This is a genomic window from Xanthomonas sp. NCPPB 3442 (assembly GCF_056725145.1).
Map to the genome: position 1 here is coordinate 2,780,716 of NZ_CM161514.1, position 24,068 is coordinate 2,804,783.

Below are 24,068 nucleotides of genomic sequence, written 5' to 3' on the forward strand. Positions count from 1 at the left end.
GGACCGATCCTACACGCTGCGCCGCCGCACGGGCAGCATTGACGAGGGCCCAACGGCAGGCCTACCTTGGCGGAGCACTGCCCCGCCCGCTTTGCTCCCACAGCCGCCGCCGCAAGCGCACCGGTCGCTCTCCGTCCGATGCGCACGCTCGCAAGACCGGCGGGCCGGCGACCACGCCTGATCCCCGATCAAAACATCTCGCGTTGCAGGCCCAGGGTGGACAACACCTTGCTGGAGATTTCTTCGATCGAGGTATTGGTGGTGCTGAGCGAGGGAATGCGCTCCATCTGGAACATGCGCTCGGCGATCGCGACCTCGCGCCGGCAGGTCTCTGCCGCGCTGTAGCGCGAATTGGCGCGCCGCTCCTGACGAATTTGCTGCAACCGCTCAGGATCAATGGTCAAACCGAACAACTTGCTGCGGTAGTTACGCAACCGCGGCGGCAACTGCTCGTTTTCCAGATCTTCGTCGGTCAGCGGATAGTTGGCGGCGCGGATGCCGTAATGCAAGGCCAGATAGATGCAGGTCGGGGTCTTGCCCGCGCGCGACACTGCCACCAGGATCACATCGGCCTCGTCGTAATTGAGTGCAATGCCATCGTCGTGACTGAGCGCGAAGTTCATCGCGTTGATGCGGCGGTGATAGGTTTCGAAGTCGACCATGCCATGCGCGCGGCCCACACGCGAATGACGCGGCGCATTGAGCTCGCGCTCCAGCGGCTCGATGAAGGGCGCGAACACATCCAGCATCAGCGCGCCACTTTCGGCCAGGATCATGCTCAATTGTGGATCGACGCACGAATTGACCACGACCGGCCGCACCTGGTACCGCTCGCCTGCGGCGCGCACACGCATGGCGGCGTCGCGCGCTTTATCTGCATCATCGATGAACGACATGCGGTCGGTGACGAAGTTGAAACCGCTGAACTGCGTGAGCAGGCTATGCCCAATCGTTTCAGCGGTGATACCGGTTCCATCGGAGACGTAAAACACCGGCCGAATTGTTGACATCAAGACCACCTCTTTGAACTGGTGTCCAAAACTTACGGATTCATGCTTGTGCAGGCTCCGCTGTGCACTGCATCATAGCGGCTTCTTCCTACGGTCGCGGCCATTCAGCCCGCTCGGGCGATGGCCTTACGGAGCATCGCGCTTGAACGAGAATATCCTGTGGTTGCATGAGCTACGCCTGGCCGACCTGGCCCGCGTAGGCGGTAAAAATTCCTCACTTGGCGAGATGATCGGCAACCTGGCTGGGTTGGGCGTCTCGGTTCCCGGTGGATATGCGACGACCGCGGAAGCTTTCAAGGACTTCATCGCACACAACGATCTGTCCAAGCGCATCTTCGACAAGCTGGCGACGCTGGATGTCGAGGACGTCAATGCACTCACGCTGGCCGGCAAGGAAATCCGCGGCTGGGTGATCGATGCCCCGCTGCAGCCGGAACTGGACCGCGACATCCGCACCGCCTACGCCCAGTTGTGCGCCGAGAACGGCGGCGGTGACGTTGCCGTGGCCGTGCGCTCCTCGGCAACCGCCGAAGACCTGCCGGACGCCTCGTTCGCAGGCCAGCAGGAGACCTTCCTCAATGTGACCGGCGCCGACGATGTGGTGCACAAGGTCAAGGAAGTGTTCGCCAGCCTCTACAACGATCGTGCGATCGCCTATCGCGTGCACCACGGCTTCAAGCATGAAGACGTGTTCCTGTCGGCCGGCGTGCAGTTGATGGTGCGCTCGGGGGTAGGTGCGGCAGGCGTCTTGTTTACGCTTGACACCGAATCCGGTTTCCGCGACGTGGTGTTCGTCACCTCCAGCTTCGGTCTGGGCGAAATGGTCGTGCAGGGCGCGGTCAACCCGGACGAGTTCTACGTCTACAAACCCACGCTGACCGCGGGCAAGCCGGCAATCCTGCGCCGCTCGCTCGGCAGCAAGGCCATCCGCATGGTCTATTCGGACGTGCCCGGCGAGCGTGTGCGCACCGAAGACACCCCGGTGGAACTGCGCAACACCTTCTCGATCAGCGACGAAGACGTGCATGAGCTGTCCAAGCAGGCGTTGGTGATCGAACAGCATTACGGCCGCCCGATGGATATCGAGTGGGCCAAGGATGGCGTCAGCGGCAAGTTGTTCATTGTGCAGGCGCGTCCGGAGACGGTGAAGTCGCGCAGCCATGCGACCCAGATCGAACGTTTTGCGCTGGAAGCCAAGGACGCCAAGATCCTGGCCGAAGGCCGCGCGGTCGGTGCCAAGATCGGTAGCGGCGTGGCACGCGTGGTGCGTTCGTTGGACGACATGAATCGTGTCCAGGCTGGCGATGTGTTGATCGCCGACATGACCGATCCCGATTGGGAGCCGGTGATGAAGCGCGCCTCGGCCATCGTCACCAACCGCGGCGGCCGTACCTGCCATGCAGCGATCATCGCGCGTGAGCTCGGCGTGCCGGCCGTGGTCGGATCGGGCAATGCCACCGCCGTGATCAAGGACGGCCAGGAAGTTACCGTCAGCTGCGCCGAGGGCGACACCGGCTTTATCTACGAAGGCAAGCTGGCGTTCGAGCGCACCACGACCGATCTGGGCAACATGCCGCCTGCCCCGCTGAAGATCATGATGAACGTCGCCAACCCGGAACGCGCGTTCGACTTCGGCCAGCTGCCCAATGCCGGCATCGGCCTGGCGCGCCTGGAAATGATCATCGCCTCGCACATCGGCGTGCATCCCAACGCTCTGCTGGAATACGACAAGCAGGATGCCGATGTCCGCAAGAAGATCGACGCCAAGATCGCCGGCTATGGCGATCCGGTCAGCTTCTATGTCAACCGCCTGGCCGAAGGCATCGCTACGCTGACCGCATCGGTCGCGCCGAATACCGTGATCGTGCGTTTGTCGGACTTCAAGTCCAACGAGTACGCCAACCTGATCGGCGGTTCGCGTTACGAGCCGCATGAAGAGAACCCGATGATCGGCTTCCGCGGCGCCAGCCGCTACGTCGACCCGTCCTTCACCAAGGCCTTCGCGCTGGAGTGCAAGGCGGTGTTGAAGGTGCGCAACGAGATGGGCCTGGACAACCTCTGGGTGATGATCCCGTTCGTGCGTACGCTGGAAGAAGGCCGCAAGGTGATCGAAGTGCTGGAGCAGAACGGGCTCAAGCAAGGCGAGAACGGTTTGAAGATCATCATGATGTGCGAGCTGCCGTCCAATGCGCTGCTGGCCGACGAGTTCCTGGAGATCTTCGACGGCTTCTCGATCGGCTCCAACGACCTGACCCAGCTCACCCTGGGCCTGGACCGCGATTCTTCGATCGTGGCGCACCTGTTCGATGAGCGGAACCCGGCGGTCAAGAAGCTGCTGTCGATGGCGATCAAGTCGGCGCGCGCCAAGGGCAAATACGTGGGGATCTGCGGCCAGGGGCCGTCCGACCACCCGGAACTGGCCGAGTGGCTGATGCAGGAAGGAATCGAATCGGTGTCGTTGAATCCCGACACCGTGGTCGACACCTGGCTGCGTCTGGCCAAGCTCAAGAGCGAGGGCTGATGGGACTGATGGGTGCGATGTGGGCAGCAGCTGCAGGAGCAGCTGCTGCAAGACCGGTTGCTGCAGCAGGAGCGGCAGCCGCGAAGCCCGCCGCGACCAGCGAGCCGGCATTCAACTGGGCCGCCATTCCGTGGGCGCAGTACGCGGTCAACTGGGGAGTGGCACTGCTGATCGTCGTGGTCGGCATGTGGCTGGCCCGGCAACTCAGCCAGTGGTTGCACCGCGCGCTCACCCGCGCACGCGTCGAGATCACACTGACCAATTTCCTGCGCAACGTGATGTACGCGTTGTTGCTGGTGCTGGTCTTCGTCAGCGCATTGAGTCAGATCGGTGTGCCACCGACCTCACTGATCGCAGTGCTCGGCGCAGCAGGCCTGGCGGTCGGCCTTGCCCTGAAGGATTCGCTGTCCAACATCGCCGCAGGCGTGATGCTGATCGTGCTGCGGCCGATGCGCGATGGCGACCACGTGTTGATCGCCGGGCAGGAAGGCATCGTCGACGAGATCCGGATCTTCCAGACCCGGATCCGTTCGTTCGACGAACGCATGATCACCCTGCCAAACAGCACGATTACCACCGCCCCCATCGTCAACTACAGCACCCTGCCCAACCGCCGCCTGGAAGTGACGGTCGGCGTGGGCTACCAAGACGATCTGAAGAAGGCGCAGCAGCTGTTGCTGCAGATCGCCAAGGACAACCCGAACATCCTGGAGTCGCCTGCACCCTTCGTGCAGGTGACCAACCTGGGCGAGAGTACGGTGGACCTGATGTTGTTCGCGTATGCGACCAACGGCAATTTCGGCGCTGCCAAGAGCACCACACTGGAGCAGATCCGCAACCAGTTGCTGGAAAACGGACTCAACATCCCCTACCCGCAGCGCGACCTGCACGTGTATCACCACGATGCCGATGGCAAGCCGATCTCCGACCTGTTGCTGAAAGGCATCGCAGACGATGGCGACCTGAGCAAGGGGCCTTCGTTGGCGCGCTGACGTACACAATGGCGTGATGGAAAGGCAGAAAAGGCCGCATCGAACGATGCGGCCTTTTTTGTTGATGCCTTTCTTGTCGGATGCTTTTGTTGGATGGGTCGCCATCGAGTGACCTGCACCCCGCGCAGTCGGCTGAGGAGTCGACTGGCGCACGCTTGCGTGCCATTGGAATGGGACACCGGCGACACGCCAACACCCTGCAACAACGCCGTGGCCAACGCTCAGCCCTCCACACCCGCCGCAGCATCGCCACCGAGCGCACCCATGAACTGACGGTAGTGGCGCAACTCGTCGATCGAATCGCGCACATCGCTCAGGGCGGTATGCGCCGAACTCTTGGCAAACCCGTTCGCCACCGAGGGCGCCCAACGTCGCGCGAGTTCCTTGATGGTGGACACGTCCAGATTGCGGTAATGGAAATAGCGTTCCAGGCGCGACATCTGACGGTGCAGGAAGCGGCGATCCTGGCAGATCGAGTTGCCGCACATCGGCGAGGCGCCGGCACGGATCCACTCGCTCAGGAATGCCACCGTCTGCGCTTCAGCCTGCGCGTGGGTCACCTGGCTGTCGAGCACGCGCTGCCACAGACCCGAACGGCGGTGCTGATTGCGGTTCCATTCGTCCATCGCTTCCAGGGTTTCCAGCGGATGCGCAATGGCCAGTTCCGGCCCCTCGGCAAGCACGTTCAACTGCGCATCGGTCACGATGGTGGCGATCTCGATGATGGAATCGCGATCGGTATCCAGGCCGGTCATTTCCAGATCGATCCAGATCAGTCGGTCGTTGCCTGCAAGGTTCTCTGCCATGTCGCCGTCCTGTGGAGGCCGTCGCCGGCCGGATGCTGAAGAGGGCGCGCATCATACCGCGGCCACGTCGCTCAGGGCGCAAGTGGTGGCTTGCCGCGCTTGGCCCTGAAGTAATTGGTCAGCCGCAGGCTCGCCTCGGCCGCAAGCACGCCACCGCACACCTGCACGCGATGATTGTGGCGCGGGTCGGCAAGCAGGTCGAAGACGCTGCCGCAGGCGCCGGTCTTGGGATCGCTGGCGGCGAACACCACGCGCGCGATCCGCGCATGAATCATCGCCATCGCGCACATCGCGCACGGCTCCAGGGTGACGTACAGCGTGCAGCCGATCAGGCGGTGATTGGCCAGGCGGCGCCCGGCTTCGCGCATTGCCACGATTTCGGCATGCGCGCTGGGATCGTGGCTGGCGATATTGAAATTCCAGCCTTCGCCAAGCACGTTGCCTTGCGCATCGACCAGCAGCGCGCCGACCGGGATTTCGTCATAGTCGCGCTCGGCACGCTCGGCCAACTGCAAGGCATGCCGCATCCAGTGCTCATCGATCGCCGCGTACGGCGTTTCGGTCGGCGCATCGATGGGCACACTCACGTGGCCGCACCGCCCTGGCGGTCCAGGAACGCGGCGAACGCGGCAACCGTGGCTTCGCTGACATGGTGTTCGATGCCCTCCGCGTCGCGGCGCGCGGTGGCTTCGTCGATGCCAAGCGCAAGCAGGAAGCGCTCCACGATCTGGTGGCGCTGCCGGCTGGAGGCGGCCAGCGCCTCGCCGGCCGGGGTCAGGAACACTCCGCGGTAGGGGCGCTGCACGACCCACCCATCGCGCACCAGCCGCTTGAGCATCTTGGCCACGGTGGGCTGCGCCACACCCAGGCGCGCCGCGATATCGACCTGGCGTGCCTCGCCGCCATCCACCAGCAGATCGGAGATGAGCTCCACGTAGTCTTCGACCAGCTCGGCGCGGCGCGCTTCGCGTACCTGACGGAAGCTCTCCATGTGCACCTGCGCATCGATCAGGACCGGCGCGGCCGCTTCCACCTTTTCGCTCTTGCCCACCCTCGTCCTCGTCATCGTCGCCGGCGTCGATGCCGGGCGCATAGTTTGAAGCACACGGCAGATCAATACGATTCAAATTGCCAATGCTCAACAGCATAGCAACTGCTATATGATGCATTGACCCCGTTGTGACCCGAGTGCATGTCCGCCAACACCGCCGCCTCAGCGCCATCGCCAGCCACCGCCAACGGCGGCCTGGGCGACCACCAGGCCAGCGTCTCCGTGCCCAAGGGCGGCCATTGGTGGTTCCGCCTGCTGGCCTTCCTAGGACCGGGCTACATGGTGTCGGTGGGCTATATGGACCCGGGCAACTGGGCTACCGATCTGGCCGGCGGCTCGCAGTTCGGCTACCTGCTGCTGTCGGTGATCCTGTTGTCGAACCTGATGGCGATCGTGCTGCAAGGCCTGTCGGCGCGGCTGGGCATCGCGACCGGGCTGGATCTGGCGCAGGCCTGTCGCGTGCGTTATCCGCGTGGCGTCAACCTGGCGCTGTGGGGCATTTGCGAACTGGCCATCATCGCCTGCGATCTGGCCGAGGTCATCGGTACCGCGATTGCGTTGAAGCTGTTGTTCGGGATTCCGCTCACCATGGGCGCGATCATCACCGCGGTGGATGTGGTGCTGGTGTTGCTACTGATGAACCGCGGCTTCCGCGCGCTGGAAGCCTTCGTGATCGCGCTGCTGCTGATCATCTTCGTGTGTTTCGGCATCCAGATCGCGCTGGCCGCACCGCCGGTTGCGGCGATCCTGGGCGGTTTCATTCCGCGTGCGCAGGTGGTCACCGACCCGCAGGCGCTGTATCTGGCGATCGGCATCATCGGGGCGACGGTGATGCCACACAACCTGTATCTGCATTCCTCGATTGTGCAGACGCGCGCGTATCCGCGGACCGATGTCGGCCGGAAATCGGCGCTGCGTTGGGCGGTCACCGACAGCACCGTGGCGTTGATGTTCGCGTTGTTCATCAATGCCTCGATCCTGATCCTGGCTGCGGCGGTGTTCCATGCGCAGGGCCGCACCGACGTGCAGGAGATCGAACAGGCGCATGCGTTGCTGGCGCCGATGCTGGGCGTCGGCCTGGCCTCGACGCTGTTTGCGGTGGCGCTGCTTGCCTCGGGCATCAACTCCACCGTGACCGCAACGTTGGCCGGGCAGATCGTGATGGAAGGTTTCCTGCAATTACGCCTGCCGCCGTGGATACGGCGCTTGCTCACCCGCGGTATCGCCATCGTGCCGGTGGTCATCGTGACCTGGCTGTATGGCGAAGCCGGTACCGCACGGTTGTTGGTACTCAGCCAGGTGGTGTTGTCGATGCAGCTGCCGTTTGCGGTGATTCCGCTGGTGCGCTTCGTGTCCGACCGGCAATTGATGGGCGCGCTGGTAGCGCCAGCGTGGCTGGTACGCATCGCGTGGGTGATCGCGGCGGTGATCGTATGCCTCAATCTGAAGCTGCTGTGGGATACCGCGCTGCATTGAGATGCGGCATCGGCTCGGGTGTTGCACCGGCGTTCGATCAATTGTTTCGCATCGCCCGGACAGCTGGAAGACGACGTCGCGCTTTCTTCCCTTCAACGCGCACCATCGCTGTTGGTGATGCTTGAGAGCTTACCCAGCGTGTCCTGCGATGATGGCTGGACACGCTCTCTGCAGCAGACTCGACTGACTCGAGGTGGCGGTGCCCTCGCCGCTCGCAGGACACGCCGCAAGTACCTCCCATGTAGGCTCGATGTCGGGATCCATGCCGCCAACGGTGAGCACACCGCACCAGACAGGTGCTCGGTGAGGTGATTGAAGAGCGAAACATCACGCTACCGCTTGAGCCCGTCGCCAGCGCTGTGCGCATGTATACGTTTCTTCCATTACGGCCTGCGCATCGCTCGAATCGACCACATTCTGCGCCAGTTCGCGCACTGCGCACGCATGTGCAATCTGCCTCGTGCCCCACGCGCTCTACTTGGCGCATGCACCGGTGTGTCTTTTGCCTGCAGTGGCCTTGCGCTGCGTAGGCATGCCTTGCATGACGCGCCAACGCGCGCATGCGACCGTCGGGCTGCATGCCCTCGCCTGCAGGAGTTCTTATGGATCCGTTCGAGGCGTATCCGGCCGATGCCGGGCGCCGCCACTTTCTCATTTCCGGCACGGCAGCCGTGGCAGCGTTATCGCTGCCACATCTCGCCAGCGCTGCCGCGGCCACGCGCATGCCATCCACCTCCTCGCCCCACTCGTCCACTCACGGAGTCAAGCAGATGTCCAATTTCGTCAAACGTCCCGACGGCGCCAACATTTTCTACAAGGACTGGGGCAAGGGCCAACCGGTCGTGTTTTCGCACGGCTGGCCGCTCAGCGCCGATGCCTGGGATGCGCAGATGTTGTTCATGGGCCAGCACGGCTTCCGCGTGATTGCCCATGACCGCCGCAGCCACGGCCGTTCGTCGCAGACCTGGGACGGCAACGATATGGACACCTACGCCGACGATCTGGCCGCGGTGATCGAGGCGCTGGATCTGAAGGATGCGATCCTGGTGGGCCATTCCACCGGCGGTGGCGAAGTGGCGCATTACGTTGGCCGCCATGGCAGCAAGCGCGTGGCCAAGGTGGTGCTGGTGGGCGCCGTGCCGCCGCAGATGGTCAAGAGCCCGACCAACCCGGGCGGCCTGCCGATGAGCGTGTTCGACGGCATTCGTGACGGTGTGGCCAAGGATCGTTCGCAGTTTTATCAGGACCTGACCACGCCGTTCTTCGGCGCCAACCGCGATGGCCACAAGGTCACCCAGGGCATGCGCGATGCGTTCTGGCTGCAGGGCATGTTGGGTGGGCATAAGGGTCAGTACGACTGCATCAGGGAATTTTCCGAAGTCGATTACACGCCCGACCTGAAGAAGATCGATGTGCCGGCGCTGGTGGTCCATGGCGACGACGATCAGATCGTGCCGATCGATGCGTCCGGCAAGATGTCGGCCAAGATCATCAAGAATGCAGAATTGAAGGTCTATGCCGGCGCGCCGCACGGCCTGACCGTGACCCATGCGGACCAGTTCAACAAGGATCTGCTGGCGTTCGCAAAAGCCTGACCGAAGTTGGATGGATCGGCGAAAGGCCGGCTCGACAGAGCCGGCCTTTTTGATCTGGCGCTAGTGATCGCGCAAGCATAGCTCACGCCCGAACAGGTTGTTGTCGGGAGGTATCGACGCTGCGCTCGGACCTGCACCTTGCCAGTGATGGATCCCGATTCGCACACCGGCCAGGTCTGCCTGACGGTGAGAGTCGTTGCTGTTCGCTGCGCTTCTCAGGCTCAGTCGAGATCTTGGTTGACTGAGGGCATCATGCGCTCGCCGCTCTCAGGACACGCCGCATGCTCCCGACACCGTGGCGCTTCAGCGCAGCAACCAGTCGGCCAGCAGGAACCCGACGCTCATCGCCACGACGAGCAATGCACCGGTCAGACGTGGCGGAGCGGGCAACGGCAAGTCAAGCAACCGGCAGCCGATGCCGATCGCCAATGCGAGCAGGACCCCGAGCACTGCCAGGCTCATGCATCGCCCTGCCGGCCAACGCGGCCGCTGGGTCCGCCACAATGCTCTAGATTCTTCGCGGCGCGCCGGGCCAGAAAGCGGTCGGCCAGTGCATAGCCGCACGTCATTGCCAGCACCAGCAGCGCGCCGACGAAGGCCGTTGGTGCAGGCGATGGAATGCCGGCCACACGGCAGCCGAAGCCGATTGCCACACCCAGCGCGACACCGCTGATGAACTTCCAATTCATGGCATCAGATATCCGAGTGCGCGTGCGGCGGCAGCGCAGCACCGCCGCCACCGACGAAGTGGCGCACCACCGGCGCGCGCTCGCCGTGATGCAGGGCGCGGATCTGTTCCTGCAATTGGCGGTCGTCGCCGGTGACGCGTTCGTGCTGCCGCAGATGCTCCAGCCATGAGGCAACGATGAAGTATTCCAATTGCACACCCGGCGTTGCAGCGTCTTCGGCAATGCCCCAGACCACGGCGCCGTCGCGGCGGCGCGCGTTGCCCAGTTGCGTCATCAACTGCAAGAACGCGACGCGTGCCTCGGCAGCGATACGGTATTCCACCGTGACCAGCACCGGGCCGCGGTCGTGCTCGACGCGATCGGTTTGCGCAGGTGCAGGCCAATGTCCGCCGGGGGCGAGGTCCAGCTGTTCGGTTCCGGCAATCCGCGCGCGTTTGACCAATAGCGCGGCGATCACTGCACCGGCAGCGGCGATCTGCAGTGCTGTCGCAATCGACGTGCGTTGCGCCAACCCACCCCATAACAGCGAGCCGCTGGCCATGCCTGCGGAAAACACCACGATGTACAGCGACAATGCACGCGCACGCACCCACGCAGGGACGGCGGTCTGTGCGGCGATCTGCAACGACGACAGCACCGTGATCCAGGCCAGACCGTTCACCACCATCACCACGCACAACACGCCAAGCAGCCGCGACAACGCCAACCCCAGCAGCGATGCGGCGCACACCAGGGTGGCAACGAACACCAGCAGATCGCGGTCGTAGCGCGCACGCAGGCGTGGCAACAGCAAGGCGCCGCTGATTGCGCCCATGCCAATGCAGCCCAGCAAAATGCCGTAGCTGCCGGCGCCCAGCTGCATATCGCGGCGGACCACCAACGGCAGCAGCGCCGTCAACGCGCTGGCGAACACGAAAAAGCCGGCAGCCTTGATCAGCACCGCCTGCAGGCGACCGGCGCGCGCGGCGTAGCGCAACCCTGCGCGCAGGCCTGCGCCAAAGCTCTCCGGCGGCAGCGCCGAGGCACGCACATCGCGGCGCCACCGCCACAGCACGTACAGCATCACGCCAAAGGTCAGCCCGTTGAGCAGGAAGGCCCACGGCGGGCCGAATTGCGCCACGATCAGCCCACCCACGGCCGGGCCGATCGATCGCGCGATGTTCATGCCGATCGAATTGAGCGCCACCGCCGAAGCCAGCATCGGGCGCGGCACCAGTTCCGACACGATCGCTGCCTGCGCCGGCATCGCCATTGCTGCGCCCACGCCCATTGCAAAGGTGAGCGCCACCAAGACCCACGGCGTCAGCAACTGCAGATGCGCCAATAACGCGAGCATACCGGCCACCAGCAGCATCCAGGCCTGGGTCAACAGCAGGTAGCGACGACGGTCGACGATGTCGGCCAGCGTGCCGGCGACCAGTGCCAATAGCACCACCGGCAAGGTGGTGGCCGACTGCACCGCCGCCACCATCAATGGCGAGCCGGTCTGTTCGGCCATCACCCAGGACGCGGCGACATCATTGATCCAGGTACCGACGTTGCTGCCCAGGATCGCCAGCCACAAGGCACGGAAGACCGGCTCACGCAGCGGCGCCCAGGCACCACCGTCGGCAGGTGCGGCAGAAACAGTCATCGCGGCAAGGCTCCAGGCAATGGGACGAAACAGACAACGCACAGGTGTGCCGCGCGCAACGCACAGGCACGCAGATGTGCTGGCGATACCGCCATCAGAACGCGAAGCACGCGCATCCCAAGGCGCCCCAGAAACTACGTAGATCATCGGTGGGGACCGCATGTTGCCCGGCGTGCGCGTGCGCGCCGTGGGCACGACACGCGTGGCCGTGTGCATGCGTGTGCGTTGCAGCGGACAGCCCGCTTACCGCGCCTCCAACCTGGTAGCCGCCGAACCGATTCACCGGCGACCAGTCCGGCATGGCAGGCGGCAGCGTGGGAGCGAGCGCAGCAAAGTCGCCATCGCCATGCACAACACGCCCGCCCAGCACGGTCAGCACGCTGGTGATGTCGGCGATGGCCGCATCGTCGATGCGGAAGTAATCGTCAGACAACACGATGAAGTCGGCCAACTGCCCTACCGCCAAGGTGCCCTTACGGGTCTCGTCGCCGGAAAACCAGGCGCTGCCCTGCGTCCACAAGCGCAACGCTTGTTCGCGATCAAGCAGATTCTCCTCGCCATACAGGGCCAGACCGCCCACCGTGCGGCCGGTGACCAGCCACGACAGCGCCACCCACGGGTTGTAGCTGGCCACGCGCGTGGCATCGGTGCCTGCGCCGACCGGAATTCCCGCTGCGAGCATGCGTCGCACTGGCGGCGTCTGTTTTGCAGCCTGCACACCGTAGCGCTGCACGAACGCCTCGCCCTGGTAGGCCATACGATGCTGCACGGCGATGCCGCCGTTCAAGGCGCGGATGCGGTCGATATTGCGCGGGGTAATCGTTTCGGCATGGTCGATGAACCAATGCAGGCCGTCGAACGGGATGTCGGCGTTGACCTTTTCATAGACATCGAGAATGCGCGCGATGCTTTGGTCGTATGTCGCATGGATACGAAATGGCCAGCGCTTTTCCACCAATAGCCGCACCACCTGCTCCAGCTCGGGCTCCAGCGCCGCCGGCAGCTCTGGGCGCGGCTCGCTGAATTGTTCGAAGTCTGCCGCGGAAAACACCAGCATCTCGCCGGCGCCGTTGTGACGCAGCAGGTCATCGCCCTTGCGCACCGGCAGTAAGTCGGTCCAGCCGCGGAAGTCCTCGACCTCCCTGCCCTTGTTCTGGGTGAACAGGTTATAGGCAATGCGCACGCTCAGTTGGCCGGCTGCGTGCAGCTGTTCGATGACCTGGTAATCCTCCGGATAATTCTGGAAACCACCACCGGCGTCGATCACCGAGGTGATCCCGAGCCGGTTGAGCTCGCGCATGAAATGGCGAGTGGAATTGGCCTGGTATTCCAGCGGCAGACGCGGGCCTTTGGCCAGACTTGCGTAAAGGATCAACGCGTTGGGCTTGGCCAGCAGCAACCCCGTGGGGTTGCCCAACTTGTCGCGCTCGATGCGCCCGCCCGGCGGATCCGGCGTGGTCTTGTCGTAGCCGCAGGCTCGCAGCGCGGCACGATTGAGCAAGGCACGGTCGTACAGATGCAACAGAAACACCGGCGTGTCCGGCGCGATGGCGTTGATCTCCTCGAGCGTGGGCAGGCGCTTTTCAGCGAACTGATGCGCAGTGAAACCGCCAACCACGCGCACCCACTGCGGCGCTGGCGTGCGATCGACCTGCACCTTCAGCATGGCCATGGCGTCGGCCAGCGAGCGCACGCCATCCCAGCGCAGCTCCAGGTTGTAGTTCAGACCACCACGGATCAGATGGGTGTGGCTGTCGTTGAGGCCGGGCAGCAACCGCCGCCCCTGCGCATCGATGGTGCGCATGCCCTGCGCCAAGGCCATGATCTGCGCATCGTCGCCGACTGCCACGATGCGTCCATCGGCAACGGCGATGGCAGTGGCACTGGGCTGGCGCGGATCGAGCGTGGTAATGCGCGCATTGCGAACGACGAGATCGACCATGGGAGACTTCCCTGACGCAGACGAGGCAGCCGGCAATGCACCCAACGCAAGACCGGCTGCGGCGCCCTGCATCCACAAGCGTCGACCGGCATCGTGATTGCCCGCAGTGGGGCTCATGCCGCGCGCCTACGCAGACGATCCAGCGACCAGTCGCCACCACCGACTGCAGCCAGTGACAGCAAGACGACCATCCACATCAGCGGATACTCCATGCCGCCGTGCATCCAGAACCATCCGTTGGGAATGGCAACCAGCACGGTGGTTGCGATGAACAGCGCTGCCAATGCGGCGCTGGCACGCGTCCACATTCCCAGCAAGACCGCCAGCCCGGAGAGGGTCTGCATCAGGGCCAGCAGCAGCGGTAACGGTGCAGCGGATGGAAGGCCGAACTGCTGCAACTCGGCGGCGAACCCGGTCAGGTCCGGTCCACCGAACCAGCCCAGCAACTTGCCCAGCCCATGCGGCAGCAGGAAGCCGCCGCCGGCGATGCGCAGCATCAGCATGCTGACGAAAGTCCGGCGGTGCCACGTGGTGCCGATAGGTTCAATGCCCGCCTTCCTGCGCACCGAACATGCTCTTGGCGTACTGGATGCCGATGCCGTAGCCGCCAGCATGCGCGCGTGCAATGCCGGTGGTCAGCGCATAGGTGTCGCTACGTGCCCAGTCGCGCTGCAATTCCAGCAGGTACTGCACACTGGTCATGGGCGCAGCGCCGGCCTGCACCATGCGCATAACGGCACGTTCGTGCGCCTCGTCGCTCACGTCGCCGCAAGCATCGGTGATGACGTACACCTCGAACCCTTGGTCGATCGCCGACAGTGTCGGGCCTACGATGCACACGCTGGTCCACAGACCGGCGATCACCAGACGCTGCTTGCCCAGTGCGTTGATGCGATCGATCACGCCCTGGTCTTCCCAGGCGTTCATGCTGGTGCGATCCAATACCGGCTCATCCGGAAAGATGTCCGGCAACTCCGGGAACAACGGGCCGGAGAACGATTTTTCTGCGACGGTGGTCAGGATCACCGGCACCTTGAAGCCTTTGGCGCCCTTTGCAATCAAGGACACATTGTTGCGCAGCGCCGAAATGTCGATGGTGTGCGTGGCGAACGCCATCTGCGATTGATGGTCGATCAGAATCAGGGTGTGATCGCCAGGCGATAGCAAGGATGTGCCGGGCACGGCAATTGCAGTGGTCATGCGGGTTGCTCCATGGAAAGTGACACCGATTCATCGCCGCGCCGCTGCGATGAGGGCATGTGTGCAGCCCCGCATGTCTCCATCGCCGTCTGCGCGGCGAAACGCGCCGGCGTGCACCCGGTGGCGTTGCGAAAGCTGCGAACGAAGTGGCTTTGATCGAAGAAGCACAGATCGGTGGCGATCTGGCTGATGGTGTGGCGGCCTTCGCGCAACATCGCCTGGGCACGTTCGAGCCGACGATGACGCAGGTATTCCATTGGACTGGCGCCGACCGCATCGCGAAATACGCGGGCGAAATGGAAGCGGCTCAGACAGGCAGCTTGCGCGAGATGCGCCACGCTGACAGGTTCGTACAGATGCGTGTCGATGTACTGCATTGCGCGCGCAACAGCGCGCACACGCGGGGCCTGCGTTTGCATGCGTCCTGCAGCACGCGTCTCGGGGCAAGCGATGGCAGTCAGAGGTGCCACGGGGCGTCTCCGGGGGGAATGACCGCATGGTGCCGGGGACAGCCTCGTTGCCCTACCCCTGATGGTGAGGCGAATCTTTCCCTCTTTCGGGGGAGCGCTTGCACGTCTTCGCCACGGGCAGCGGCCTGGATGCAATGCGCGTTCGATCGAGCGCGGCGTCATGCCCCGATGCAGTGCCAGTGCGATCCAGAGAGCGCAGACGCATCGCCACACATCGCGCTGATCAGACGGCGCGCGGTTGTTCAATATCGCGATCAACATGCAACAGCGCGTCGCGGCGACCGCCAAGCAACCGCAACCGCAACGCGGTGCAGTGAGGCTGCAGCATGCCGAGGCGTTGCGCGCCGCCCTACGGTTCGCGCATCACGCGCGCGGCCTGAGTCAGTCGCTAAACGAATTCTTCCCGCACGTCCCTCCCCCGAAAGAGGTGGTGGTGCTTCCCCCGATCCCGCCCGACAATGATGCGATGCCGCATGCGTCCGTCATCCATTCGCTTTGCTTGTCGCGCTTGCGCGCGGCAGCGGTGGTGGCGCTGTGGTGGCTACTCCTGCTCTGTCGTCCTGCCTGCGCAGCCGGCATCGCCGCGACTCGCGACGGGCTGCTGCAGTTCCACCACACGGCCTGGAGCATCGAGCGCGGTGCGCCGGCCGACATCTGGGACATCCAGCAAGCTGATGGCGGCGCGCTGTGGCTGGCGACTGGCTTCGGGCTGTTCAAGTTCGACGGCGAACACTTCACCCGGCAGGCAGCGCCGGAGGGCGAAGCCTATGCATCGCACAACATGACCGCACTGTCGCTGACCAACGACGACGGCGCGTGGATCGGCTATTTCAATGCCGGCATCGATCGCCTGGCCGACGGCCATCTCACCCATTTCGTCCCCGGCAAGGATGTGCCGGATGGGATGGTCTTCCGCATCGAGCGCGATGGCAGCGGCCGTCTGTGGGCCGCCATCGATGGCGGGCTGTGCTGGTTTGACGGACAACGCTGGCATCGCGCCGGTGCCGACTGGGGCTACCCGGAATCCAGCGCGCAATGGCTGCTGCGCGATCGCCGCGGCATCTTGTGGGTGAGCGATGGCAGCCGCATCCTGTCGCTGCAACCGGGTGCACGACGCTTCGAATCCAGTGGCCAGCAGGTCGGGCACTTCACCACCATGGCCGAGCACCCGGGCGGCGCGATCTGGGTCGCCGATCCGCACCGCGGCGTGTTCGCGCTCACCGATGCGCATGGCGTGGTGTTACCCGCCGTGGCACGCAACCGGCTGCAGTTTCCCGGCTTGTTCGCGCACCGCATCCGTTTCATGCGCGATGGCGCGCTGTGGGGCAGCGACTACATCGCAGGCGGGGTGTTCCGTGTCGCCCAACCCACATCGCCGGCGCCGGTGCTCGAACGCTATGGCCCGCTGCAGGGTCTGACCTCCTCCACTGCCGGCCCGCTGCTGGAAGACCACGAAGGCAACCTCTGGGCCGGCACCAATCTGGGGCTCAACCGCTTCCGCCATCGGGCCCTGCTGCCGCTGGCGGCATTGCTGCCCGGCCAGACCACGGCGGTGGCGGTCTTTGCAACCGTCGCCACGCCAAGTGCACCGGTGTTGCTGGCGGTCCTGCGCGACGAGCGCCAGCTGGCATTGACGCGGACCGGCATCCAGGCCCTGCAACGCGGCGCGCCTGTCGGCGTGCTCCAGGTGCCGTCCAACGCCAACGGCTGGTTGCTCGGCGACAACCGCCTGCTGCGCCTGCACGCAGGCCGCACGCACTCCCTGCCCCTGCCGCAGGATGCGCGCACCGGATCGATCCGCGCGTTTGCCGTCGATGCCCAGGGCTCGCCCTGGGCGTGTCCCGATGCCAGCGGCCCGCAGCGCTGGGACGGCCATCGCTGGCAGCCGATTGCGAGCTTGCAGGACCAACCCTGTTCGGTCCTGGTGGCCGCGCCCGATGGCGCGCTGTGGGTAGGCAGCGTCACAGGCGAGCTCAGCGTGCTGCGTGGCGGGCAGGTGCAGCACTACACCGCCAACAACGGCTTGTCGGTCGGCCCGATCACCGCCATTTGGCGCAGCGCAGCCCTCACCCTGGTGGCCGGCGAAAGCGGGCTGGCAGTGCTCGGCAGCGATGGCCGCTTCCAGCAGGTGGCCGATCAGGCCAATCCGGTGTTGCAGGGCATCACCGGCATCGCGCGCGACCGTCACGACACCTTCTGGTTGAACGGCAATCGTGGCGTCGTGCAAATCGCCCGGCAGGCATTGCTGCGCAGCCTGCGCAACGGCCTGGTCAGCCCCACGCTGCGCCTGTACGACATCATGGATGGCCTGCCCGGCGTCGCCCAGCAGGCCACCCCGGTGCCCACCGCGATCGCCGCGGCCGATGGCCTGCTCTGGTTCACCACCAACCAGGGCCTGGCCTGGCTCGACCCCGAGCAAACCTATCGCAACACAACCGCGCCGAAGGTCTTCATCACCGAGGTGGTTGCCAACGACCGCCCTTACCCGCGTCAGGACGGCCTGCACCTGCCCAAGTGGACCGACCGTCTGCGCATCGGCTACGACGCCATCAGCCTCACCCGCCCGGAGCGCGTGCGGTTCCGCTACCGGCTGGAGGGGGTGGATGCACGCTGGCAGGACGCCGGCAACCGCAACGAGGCCTTCTATACCAACCTTGCACCGGGGCGTTACCGCTTCCGTATTGCGGCCGCCAACAACGACGGCCTGTGGAATGCACGCGGCGACACCCTGGCCTTCGTCATCGAACCGGCCTTCATCCAGACCTGGCAGTTCAAGGCCTGCTGCGCGCTGGCGTCGCTACTGGCGCTGGGCGTTGCCTGGCGCATGCGGACCCGGCAGGTGGCCGGGCGCCTGCGCGCGCGTCTGGAAGAGCGCTACCGCGAACGCGAACGCATCGCCCGCGAATTGCACGACACCTTACTGCAGGGCACCCAGGGGCTGATCCTGCGGCTGCATGCTGCCAGCCGCTCGCTTCCCTGGAACGATCCGCGCCGGCTGGAGCTGGAACAGGCGGTGGATCTGGCCGAAAACGCGCTTGCCGAAGGCCGCGATCGCGTCAACGGCTTGCGCGACAGCCAGTCCCTGCACGAAGACCTGGCCGCCGCCCTGCAACGGGCGCGCAACGCCAGCATGCCGCCGCCAACGGCCGCACTGCAGGTCTGCGTCGAAGGCCGGCCCATGCGCCTGCGTCCCCTGGTGGCCGACGAGCTGTTCCAGCTCGGGCGCGAAGCGCTCGCCAATGCCGACCGGCACGCCAACGCCACCGGCATCGCGCTGGAACTGCGTTACGGTTCTCGTGACTTCACGCTGCGCATCCGCGACGATGGCCGCGGCCTGGACCCGGACGTGCTGCACGGCCACGCCCGCACCGGGCATTGGGGCCTGACCGGCATGCAGGAACGCGCGCAGCGCATCGGCGCCAAGATGCAGCTGTGGTCGCGTCCCGGCAGCGGCACCGAAATCCAGATCACCCTGCCCGCCCGTGCCGCCTACCTGCGCGCCAAGCGGTGGTGGTGGCCATTTCACACCGCACGACCCACGGAGAGTTCCAATGGCTGAGATGGCCCGACCAACCGGGGTGCTGGTGGTAGACGACCATCCGCTGCTGCGCGATGGGCTCAGTGCCATGCTCGCCGCCGAGCACGACATGCGCGTGGTCGGCGAAGCGGAAGACGGCGAGCAGGCAGTAGCCTGCTACATCCGCCTGCGCCCGGACGTGGTGTTGATGGATCTGCAGATGCCACGCGTGGACGGGGTCGAGGCCATCCAGCGCATCCGCCAGGTCGACTCCGCCGCCAAGGTCATCGTGCTGACCACCTATACCGGCGACGTGCGCGCGGTGCGCGCCCTGCAGGCAGGCGCCTGCGGCTACCTGCTCAAGAGCGCGCTGCGCCGCGAGCTGGTCGACACCATCCGCGACGTGCGCCGGGGCCAGCGCCGGCACGTGCCGGCCTCGGTTGCCGAAAACATCGCCGCCCATGTGCTCGACGATGCCCTGTCCGCGCGCGAGACCGAAGTGCTGAACCTGGTCGCCACCGGCTGCTCCAACAAGCAGATCGGCAGTGCCTTGAGCATCTCCGAAGAAACCGTCAAGGCCCATATGAAGAACATCCTGGGCAAGCTCGGCGTGCGCGATCGCACCCATGCGGTCACCGTCGCGCTGCGGCGGGGGATCCTGTCGCTGGAGACCTGAGCGGCGGCTCGCCCATCCTGCGCCCCCACGGGCAGCTTTTGCTACGCGGTCGACCATTCTTGAACGCGAGGCGACACGCGCGATAGCTCCGCACGCTCAAACCGATCGGCTTACGCTATCGTATGCACCGCCAAGCGGCATGGGGGCCGCTTCAGCATCTGGTTCGGCAGCCGATAACGGCTACGTCCAACCGCCGCACTGCGCTGCGGCGGCACTCGACTCACTCATTTAAACGCGTTCAGGGGAATTGCGATGCTTCGTCACTCTTTGCGGGTGCGCCTGCTGTTGCCGGTGCTGGCCTTGGTGCTGGTTGTGGTGGTGGCACTGACGGTCATTCTGGCCATTACCGAAGCGAACCGGGTCAAGTTCGAAGCCGGCGACGCGATCGAACGCCAGTCGGTGTCCTTGCAGACCTTGTTCGCGGTCACCCGCGCGATGATGCTCGACCGCGTCAATTCCTCCATGCGCCAGCTGCGCAGGGAAGCCAACAAGGAGGGCGCTCCCAGCGTTGGCGGCGACGTCCGCGTTGCCGATCGTAGCGCCAACGACCTGCTGCTGGGCCAGCGCTCGCAGGCAAATGCCTTCACCTTGGTGGACGAGGTCACCGCCATCCACGAAGGTACCGCAACGCTGTTCTCGCGTACCGGCGACGACTTCGTGCGCATCTCCACCAACGTCAAGAAGGACGACGGCAGCCGCGCCATCGGCACCGTGCTCGATCCGAACGGCCAGGCCGCTGCCAAGCTGCGTAACGGGGAAAGCTTCTACGGCGTGGTCGATATTCTCGGCAACCCGTACGTCACCGGCTACGAGCCGATCTTTGCCGGCAACGACAAGCGCGTGATCGGTGCGTGGTACGTCGGTTACAAGGCAGACACCCAGGCGCTGGAAAACGTGGTCAGCAGCCGTCGCGTGCTCGACTCCGGCTTCATTGCCGTGTTCGACAGCAAGAACAAGCTGCGCTTCCAGTCCACCACTGGCGCCACCACCGATACCGCCACCATCGAGCGTATCGTCAAGGACACCCCGGATGATTGGGTCGTCACCAAGGAACAGGTACCCGATTGGGGCTTCACCCTGGTCTCGGCCTATCCCAAAAGCGACGTCAATGGCGTGATCGTGCGCCAGTCGCTGTGGATCGCCGGCATCGGTCTGCTGGTCTGCGCCTTGTTGCTCGGCCTGCAGTGGGCCTTGATCTGGAGCCGCGTGTTGCGCCCGATCCAGCACTTGACCACCGTGGCCGAAGAACTGAGCCTGGGCAAGTGGAACCACACCATCGCAGAGGTCAACCTCAAAGATGAAATCGGTACGCTGGCGCGCGCCATCTCCCGCTTGTCCAACAGCGTCCGGTTGGCCATGGAGCGCCTCAGCAAACGCTGAGTCGCTGTCACCCATTCCGTACCTGATGCTGCAAGGAAGACGCCATGTCCACTGAATTCCGTCCGCTGATCGAGATCCTGCGCGAGCTCAAAGCGCTGGCATTGAAGAAGGCGTCCGGCTTTCTGTTCATCGTCACCGAGGAAAACCACTCCTGCATCGTCCGCATCAACAGCGGGCAGATCGAAGAAGTGGTGTTCCGCATGCTGCGCAATGACGAGGCGGTGCAACGCCTCACCATGGTCAACGCGGCCAAGGCGCGCTTCCAGGCCGACCCCGGGGCGGGCCTGGGCAAACCCTCGCTGTTGAGCGACGACTCGCGGCAGTGGTTGATGGGCGGTTTTGAACAGGATCTCGGCGGCGCACCGTCGCCGGTGCGTGCGCCGGTTGCCCCGACACCGGCACCTGCCGCAGCTGTCGCAAGCGCGAGTGCGGCGCCGGTCGCCGGTGGCGACAACGCCGGGCCCGACGAGCGCGTTCGCAGTGCACTGGAATCGGTCGCGCTGAACTACCTCGGCCCGATCGCCGGCATGCTGTGCGATGAAGCCTGGGACGCCTCCAGCGACATCGAGCAGGTGCTCAGCCAGCTCGCCGCCAACCTGGCGACACCCCAGGAAGCACAGAAGTTCATGGCCGACGCCCGCGTGGCATTGGCCAAGGTTCGCTGAGGAGCATCTCAGTTCGGCTCCTGCATCAAGGCCGCGCACTGCGCGGCTTTTTTTTGTGGGCGCGGCAAGGGCGCCGGCCATGCGTTGCAACATCAAGCCACGTCGAGGCAGGCCGAACATCGGCTATGCGTTGCTGGTCTGCGAAGCGTGCGCAGTGGCCAGCGTGACGATAGATCATGGCATCCGACCCAGGCTCGGCATGTCGGCCATCCATCAGCAAGCGCGCAGCTCATGCAGATCGCAATGCGCCACGAAGCGCTGCAGATTGCCCGACAGACGTTTTTGCCGGTGCTGGATCCGGTAAAAGCGCCGGGTCAGCCGCGGCAAGGTGGTCTGCAGAATCACCAGCCGGCCCAGCGTCACCAGGTCCTGCACCGCGCACAGCGATAGGCAGGCCAGCCCCAGTCCTTCTGCCGCCGCCTGCTTGATCGCCTCGGTGCTGCCCGGCTGCAGATCGCTGTGCAGATGATGCAGGTGCGGCAGTAAGACCTGTTCTACCGCCTCGCGCGTGCCGGAGCCGGGCTCGCGAAGCAGCCAGTGCGCCTGTCGCAAGGCCTTCAACGGAACCCGTGCCCGCATGGCGGCCTGCGCCACTGCATGCGTCGGTGCCGCCACGATCACCAACTCGTCCTGTCGCCAAGGCACGACCTGGAGGTCTGCCTCATGGCACGGGCCTTCGATCAAGCCGATATCCACCTCCAACCGGCTCATCGCGGCGGCCACCTCGCGTGTGTTGCCGATGATCACGTCCACCGCCGCGCCCGGCCACGCGCTTCGATAGCTGGCAATCAGCGACGGCAACACATAGTTGCCGATGGTGGTGCTGGCCCCCACGCGAAGGCGCGTGAGCAACGGCGCAGCCGCGGCAGCGGCACTCCCAAGGCCGAACTGGCCTTCGATCTGCTGCACGCCATCGAGCACTGCCCTGGCCTGCGGCAGCAATGCACGGCCATTGTCGTTGAGCATTAAACGCTTGCCGATGCGGTCGAACAGCTGCGCGCCGAGCAGGCTCTCCAGTTCATTGAGCGCACCGCTGGTAGCCGACTGCGACAGCGCCACACGCTCTGCGGCCGCGGTAGTGCTGCCGGTATCGGCCACGGCCGTGAAGATCAGGAGTTGCCGCAGGGTCAGGCGCATGGAGCTATCGTTTACCTGTTTTATCGCTAGGTTATAACGAAATTATCCGTTTGTTGGATAGTTCCGGGCAGTCCACAGTGCGCTCCTGCCTGCCGCACGTTGCGATGAAACCACCATGTACAGCACTCCTGCCCCACTCAACCTTTTGCAAGGCCATGCCGCTGGGGCCACCCGGCGCCTGCGCCAGTTGGTGCCCGGTCTTGCATTGACGGGCCTGCTGGCTGGCGCGTCGATGCAGCTGGGCAAGATCGGCGGGCTGCAGGCCAACGGCGTCAGCGCGCTGACCCTGGCCATCCTGCTCGGCATGCTGGCCGGCAACACGTTCTATCCGCGCTTGGCTGCGAACGCCGACCCGGGCGTGCGTTTTTCCAAGGCCACCCTGCTGCGGCTGGGCATCGTCCTGTACGGCCTGCGCCTGACCTTCCAGGACATCGGCAACGTCGGCTGGACTGGTGTTGCCATCGACGCGGCGGTGCTGTGCAGTACCTTCGGCCTTGCCTGTTTCGTTGGCATGCGCGTGTTCGGCCTGGACCGCACCACGGCGATGCTGATCGGTGCGGGTAGCTCGATCTGCGGTGCAGCCGCCGTGATGGCCGCCGAACCCGTCGTCCGCGGCCGCGCCGATCAGGTGATGGTCGCGGTGGCCACGGTGGTGGTGTTCGGCACGCTGGCGATGTTCCTGTACCCGGTGCTGTATCACCTGGTCGCGCACTCCCGCGGGTTCGCCCTGTCGCCGGCGGCATACGGCGTCTTTGCCGGTTCCACCATCCATGAAGTGGCACAGGTGGTCGCTGCGGGTCGCGCCATTGGCGAGCAGGCCGCAAATACCGCAGTGATCGCCAAGATGGTGCGGGTGATGCTGCTGGCGCCGTTTCTTATCGCCCTGTCGGCCTATCTTTCTCGTACCAGGGGACAGCACGCAGATCCCTCAAAGTGCGATGGCGGTACCGACCAGAACGCGCGCACGCAGCCCGGCAGCGTCGTGATGCCCTGGTTCGCGCTTGGGTTCATCGCGGTTGCTGGACTCAACTCGCTGGCGTTGCTGCCACCGACGCTGGTGCACCAGGCGATCGACATCGATACCGTCCTGCTGGCGATGGCCATGGCCGGCCTGGGATTGACGACGCACGTCTCGGCCATCCGCAAGGCCGGCATCAGGCCGCTGGCGCTTGCAGCCATTCTGTTTGCATGGCTGGTTTGCGGCGGCTTTGCCCTCAATGTGGGCATCACCGCAATGTTCCACTGACGTGGAATTCGTGATGGGTGCATCCCATCACGGCATGTGGATCTCACCCCCGCGGAATCAGC

Annotated in this window: 20 protein-coding genes and 1 pseudogene; 9 read left to right on the forward strand and 12 right to left on the reverse strand. The window is 64.9% G+C overall.

All coding sequences use genetic code 11. The annotated features are described in order from the left end of the window. Positions 1-188: 188 nt before the first annotated feature. On the reverse strand, positions 189-1,010 hold the full coding sequence (gene ppsR / locus AC1POX_RS12105) for a posphoenolpyruvate synthetase regulatory kinase/phosphorylase PpsR (protein ID WP_003482830.1): 822 nt from the start codon (positions 1,008-1,010) through the stop codon (positions 189-191). Between the two features lie 142 nt (positions 1,011-1,152). On the opposite strand from ppsR, the gene ppsA reads away from it, so the two are divergent. Both ppsA and AC1POX_RS12115 read left to right on the forward strand, forming a co-directional pair. Beyond that, positions 1,153-3,531 carry a phosphoenolpyruvate synthase gene (gene ppsA / locus AC1POX_RS12110; protein ID WP_372356211.1) on the forward strand — a complete coding sequence of 793 codons (2,379 nt, stop codon included), beginning with the start codon at positions 1,153-1,155 and terminating at the stop codon, positions 3,529-3,531. Next, the gene (locus tag AC1POX_RS12115; RefSeq protein ID WP_008577156.1) at positions 3,531-4,523 is read left to right on the forward strand and encodes a mechanosensitive ion channel family protein; all 993 of its coding nucleotides are present in this window, start codon (positions 3,531-3,533) and stop codon (positions 4,521-4,523) included. The genes ppsA and AC1POX_RS12115 overlap by 1 nt, the downstream gene beginning before the upstream one ends. A 221-nt stretch (positions 4,524-4,744) precedes the next feature. On the opposite strand, the gene orn is transcribed toward AC1POX_RS12115, so the two are convergent. The 3 genes from orn to mntR all read right to left on the reverse strand — a co-directional run bounded on the left by orn (position 4,745) and on the right by mntR (position 6,380). Continuing rightward, positions 4,745-5,329 (reverse strand): oligoribonuclease, encoded by a 585-nt coding sequence (gene orn, locus AC1POX_RS12120; RefSeq protein ID WP_008577153.1) that lies wholly within the window; start codon positions 5,327-5,329, stop codon positions 4,745-4,747. Positions 5,330-5,400: 71 nt separating this feature from the next. Then, positions 5,401-5,916, reverse strand: coding sequence for a tRNA adenosine(34) deaminase TadA (tadA, locus tag AC1POX_RS12125; protein WP_008577150.1), 516 nt, complete (start codon positions 5,914-5,916; stop codon positions 5,401-5,403). Then, positions 5,913-6,380: a manganese-binding transcriptional regulator MntR gene (gene mntR, locus AC1POX_RS12130; protein WP_011347418.1), complete on the reverse strand. Its 468-nt coding sequence runs from the start codon at positions 6,378-6,380 to the stop codon at positions 5,913-5,915. The genes tadA and mntR overlap by 4 nt, the downstream gene beginning before the upstream one ends. 141 nt (positions 6,381-6,521) lie before the next feature. Between mntR and AC1POX_RS12135 the strand changes: the two genes are divergently transcribed. Both AC1POX_RS12135 and AC1POX_RS12140 read left to right on the forward strand, forming a co-directional pair. Continuing rightward, positions 6,522-7,856 (forward strand): Nramp family divalent metal transporter, encoded by a 1,335-nt coding sequence (locus tag AC1POX_RS12135; protein ID WP_218488425.1) that lies wholly within the window; start codon positions 6,522-6,524, stop codon positions 7,854-7,856. Positions 7,857-8,626: 770 nt separating this feature from the next. Further along, on the forward strand, positions 8,627-9,451 hold the full coding sequence (locus AC1POX_RS12140; RefSeq protein WP_218502927.1) for an alpha/beta fold hydrolase: 825 nt from the start codon (positions 8,627-8,629) through the stop codon (positions 9,449-9,451). Between the two features lie 303 nt (positions 9,452-9,754). Here AC1POX_RS12140 and AC1POX_RS12145 read toward each other — a convergent pair whose 3' ends face one another. From AC1POX_RS12145 to AC1POX_RS12175, 7 genes and pseudogenes are all read right to left on the reverse strand, one after another. Continuing rightward, the gene (locus AC1POX_RS12145; protein WP_008577142.1) at positions 9,755-9,913 is read right to left on the reverse strand and encodes a XapX domain-containing protein; all 159 of its coding nucleotides are present in this window, start codon (positions 9,911-9,913) and stop codon (positions 9,755-9,757) included. Then, positions 9,910-10,140 (reverse strand): DUF1427 family protein, encoded by a 231-nt coding sequence (locus tag AC1POX_RS12150; protein WP_057682197.1) that lies wholly within the window; start codon positions 10,138-10,140, stop codon positions 9,910-9,912. The genes AC1POX_RS12145 and AC1POX_RS12150 overlap by 4 nt, the downstream gene beginning before the upstream one ends. Positions 10,141-10,144: 4 nt before the next feature. After that, the gene (locus AC1POX_RS12155) at positions 10,145-11,773 is read right to left on the reverse strand and encodes an MFS transporter (protein ID WP_127166110.1); all 1,629 of its coding nucleotides are present in this window, start codon (positions 11,771-11,773) and stop codon (positions 10,145-10,147) included. Between the two features lie 94 nt (positions 11,774-11,867). Further along, positions 11,868-13,715, reverse strand: a complete 1,848-nt coding sequence (locus AC1POX_RS12160) for an amidohydrolase (RefSeq protein ID WP_031422904.1) — start codon at positions 13,713-13,715, stop codon at positions 11,868-11,870. A gap of 113 nt (positions 13,716-13,828) precedes the next feature. Further along, positions 13,829-14,262, reverse strand: a pseudogene (locus tag AC1POX_RS12165) (DoxX family protein). After that, the gene (locus AC1POX_RS12170; protein ID WP_011347411.1) at positions 14,259-14,915 is read right to left on the reverse strand and encodes a hydrolase; all 657 of its coding nucleotides are present in this window, start codon (positions 14,913-14,915) and stop codon (positions 14,259-14,261) included. The pseudogene AC1POX_RS12165 and the gene AC1POX_RS12170 overlap by 4 nt, the downstream one beginning before the upstream one ends. After that, on the reverse strand, positions 14,912-15,334 hold the full coding sequence (locus AC1POX_RS12175) for a helix-turn-helix domain-containing protein (RefSeq protein ID WP_029819527.1): 423 nt from the start codon (positions 15,332-15,334) through the stop codon (positions 14,912-14,914). The genes AC1POX_RS12170 and AC1POX_RS12175 overlap by 4 nt, the downstream gene beginning before the upstream one ends. Positions 15,335-15,851: 517 nt before the next feature. Between AC1POX_RS12175 and AC1POX_RS12180 the strand changes: the two genes are divergently transcribed. The 4 genes from AC1POX_RS12180 (at position 15,852) to AC1POX_RS12195 (ending at position 21,623) form a co-directional block, all read left to right on the forward strand. Beyond that, entirely contained in the window at positions 15,852-18,944 is a 3,093-nt protein-coding gene (locus tag AC1POX_RS12180) for a sensor histidine kinase (RefSeq protein ID WP_372357172.1), read from the forward strand. After that, the gene (locus tag AC1POX_RS12185; RefSeq protein ID WP_008577924.1) at positions 18,937-19,578 is read left to right on the forward strand and encodes a response regulator; all 642 of its coding nucleotides are present in this window, start codon (positions 18,937-18,939) and stop codon (positions 19,576-19,578) included. Before AC1POX_RS12180 ends, AC1POX_RS12185 begins: the two co-directional genes overlap by 8 nt. 252 nt (positions 19,579-19,830) lie before the next feature. Then, positions 19,831-20,958: a Cache 3/Cache 2 fusion domain-containing protein gene (locus tag AC1POX_RS12190; protein ID WP_029819529.1), complete on the forward strand. Its 1,128-nt coding sequence runs from the start codon at positions 19,831-19,833 to the stop codon at positions 20,956-20,958. Positions 20,959-21,002: 44 nt separating this feature from the next. After that, entirely contained in the window at positions 21,003-21,623 is a 621-nt protein-coding gene (locus tag AC1POX_RS12195; RefSeq protein ID WP_031422913.1) for a DUF8082 domain-containing protein, read from the forward strand. Positions 21,624-21,836: 213 nt separating this feature from the next. Here the strand turns inward: AC1POX_RS12195 and AC1POX_RS12200 are convergent, their stop codons facing one another. Beyond that, entirely contained in the window at positions 21,837-22,760 is a 924-nt protein-coding gene (locus AC1POX_RS12200; protein ID WP_372356212.1) for a LysR family transcriptional regulator, read from the reverse strand. Positions 22,761-22,875: 115 nt separating this feature from the next. Here AC1POX_RS12200 and AC1POX_RS12205 point away from each other — a divergent pair, with 115 nt between their 5' ends. Next, on the forward strand, positions 22,876-24,006 hold the full coding sequence (locus tag AC1POX_RS12205) for a YeiH family protein (RefSeq protein ID WP_338338857.1): 1,131 nt from the start codon (positions 22,876-22,878) through the stop codon (positions 24,004-24,006). The last annotated feature ends 62 nt before the right edge of the window (positions 24,007-24,068 follow it).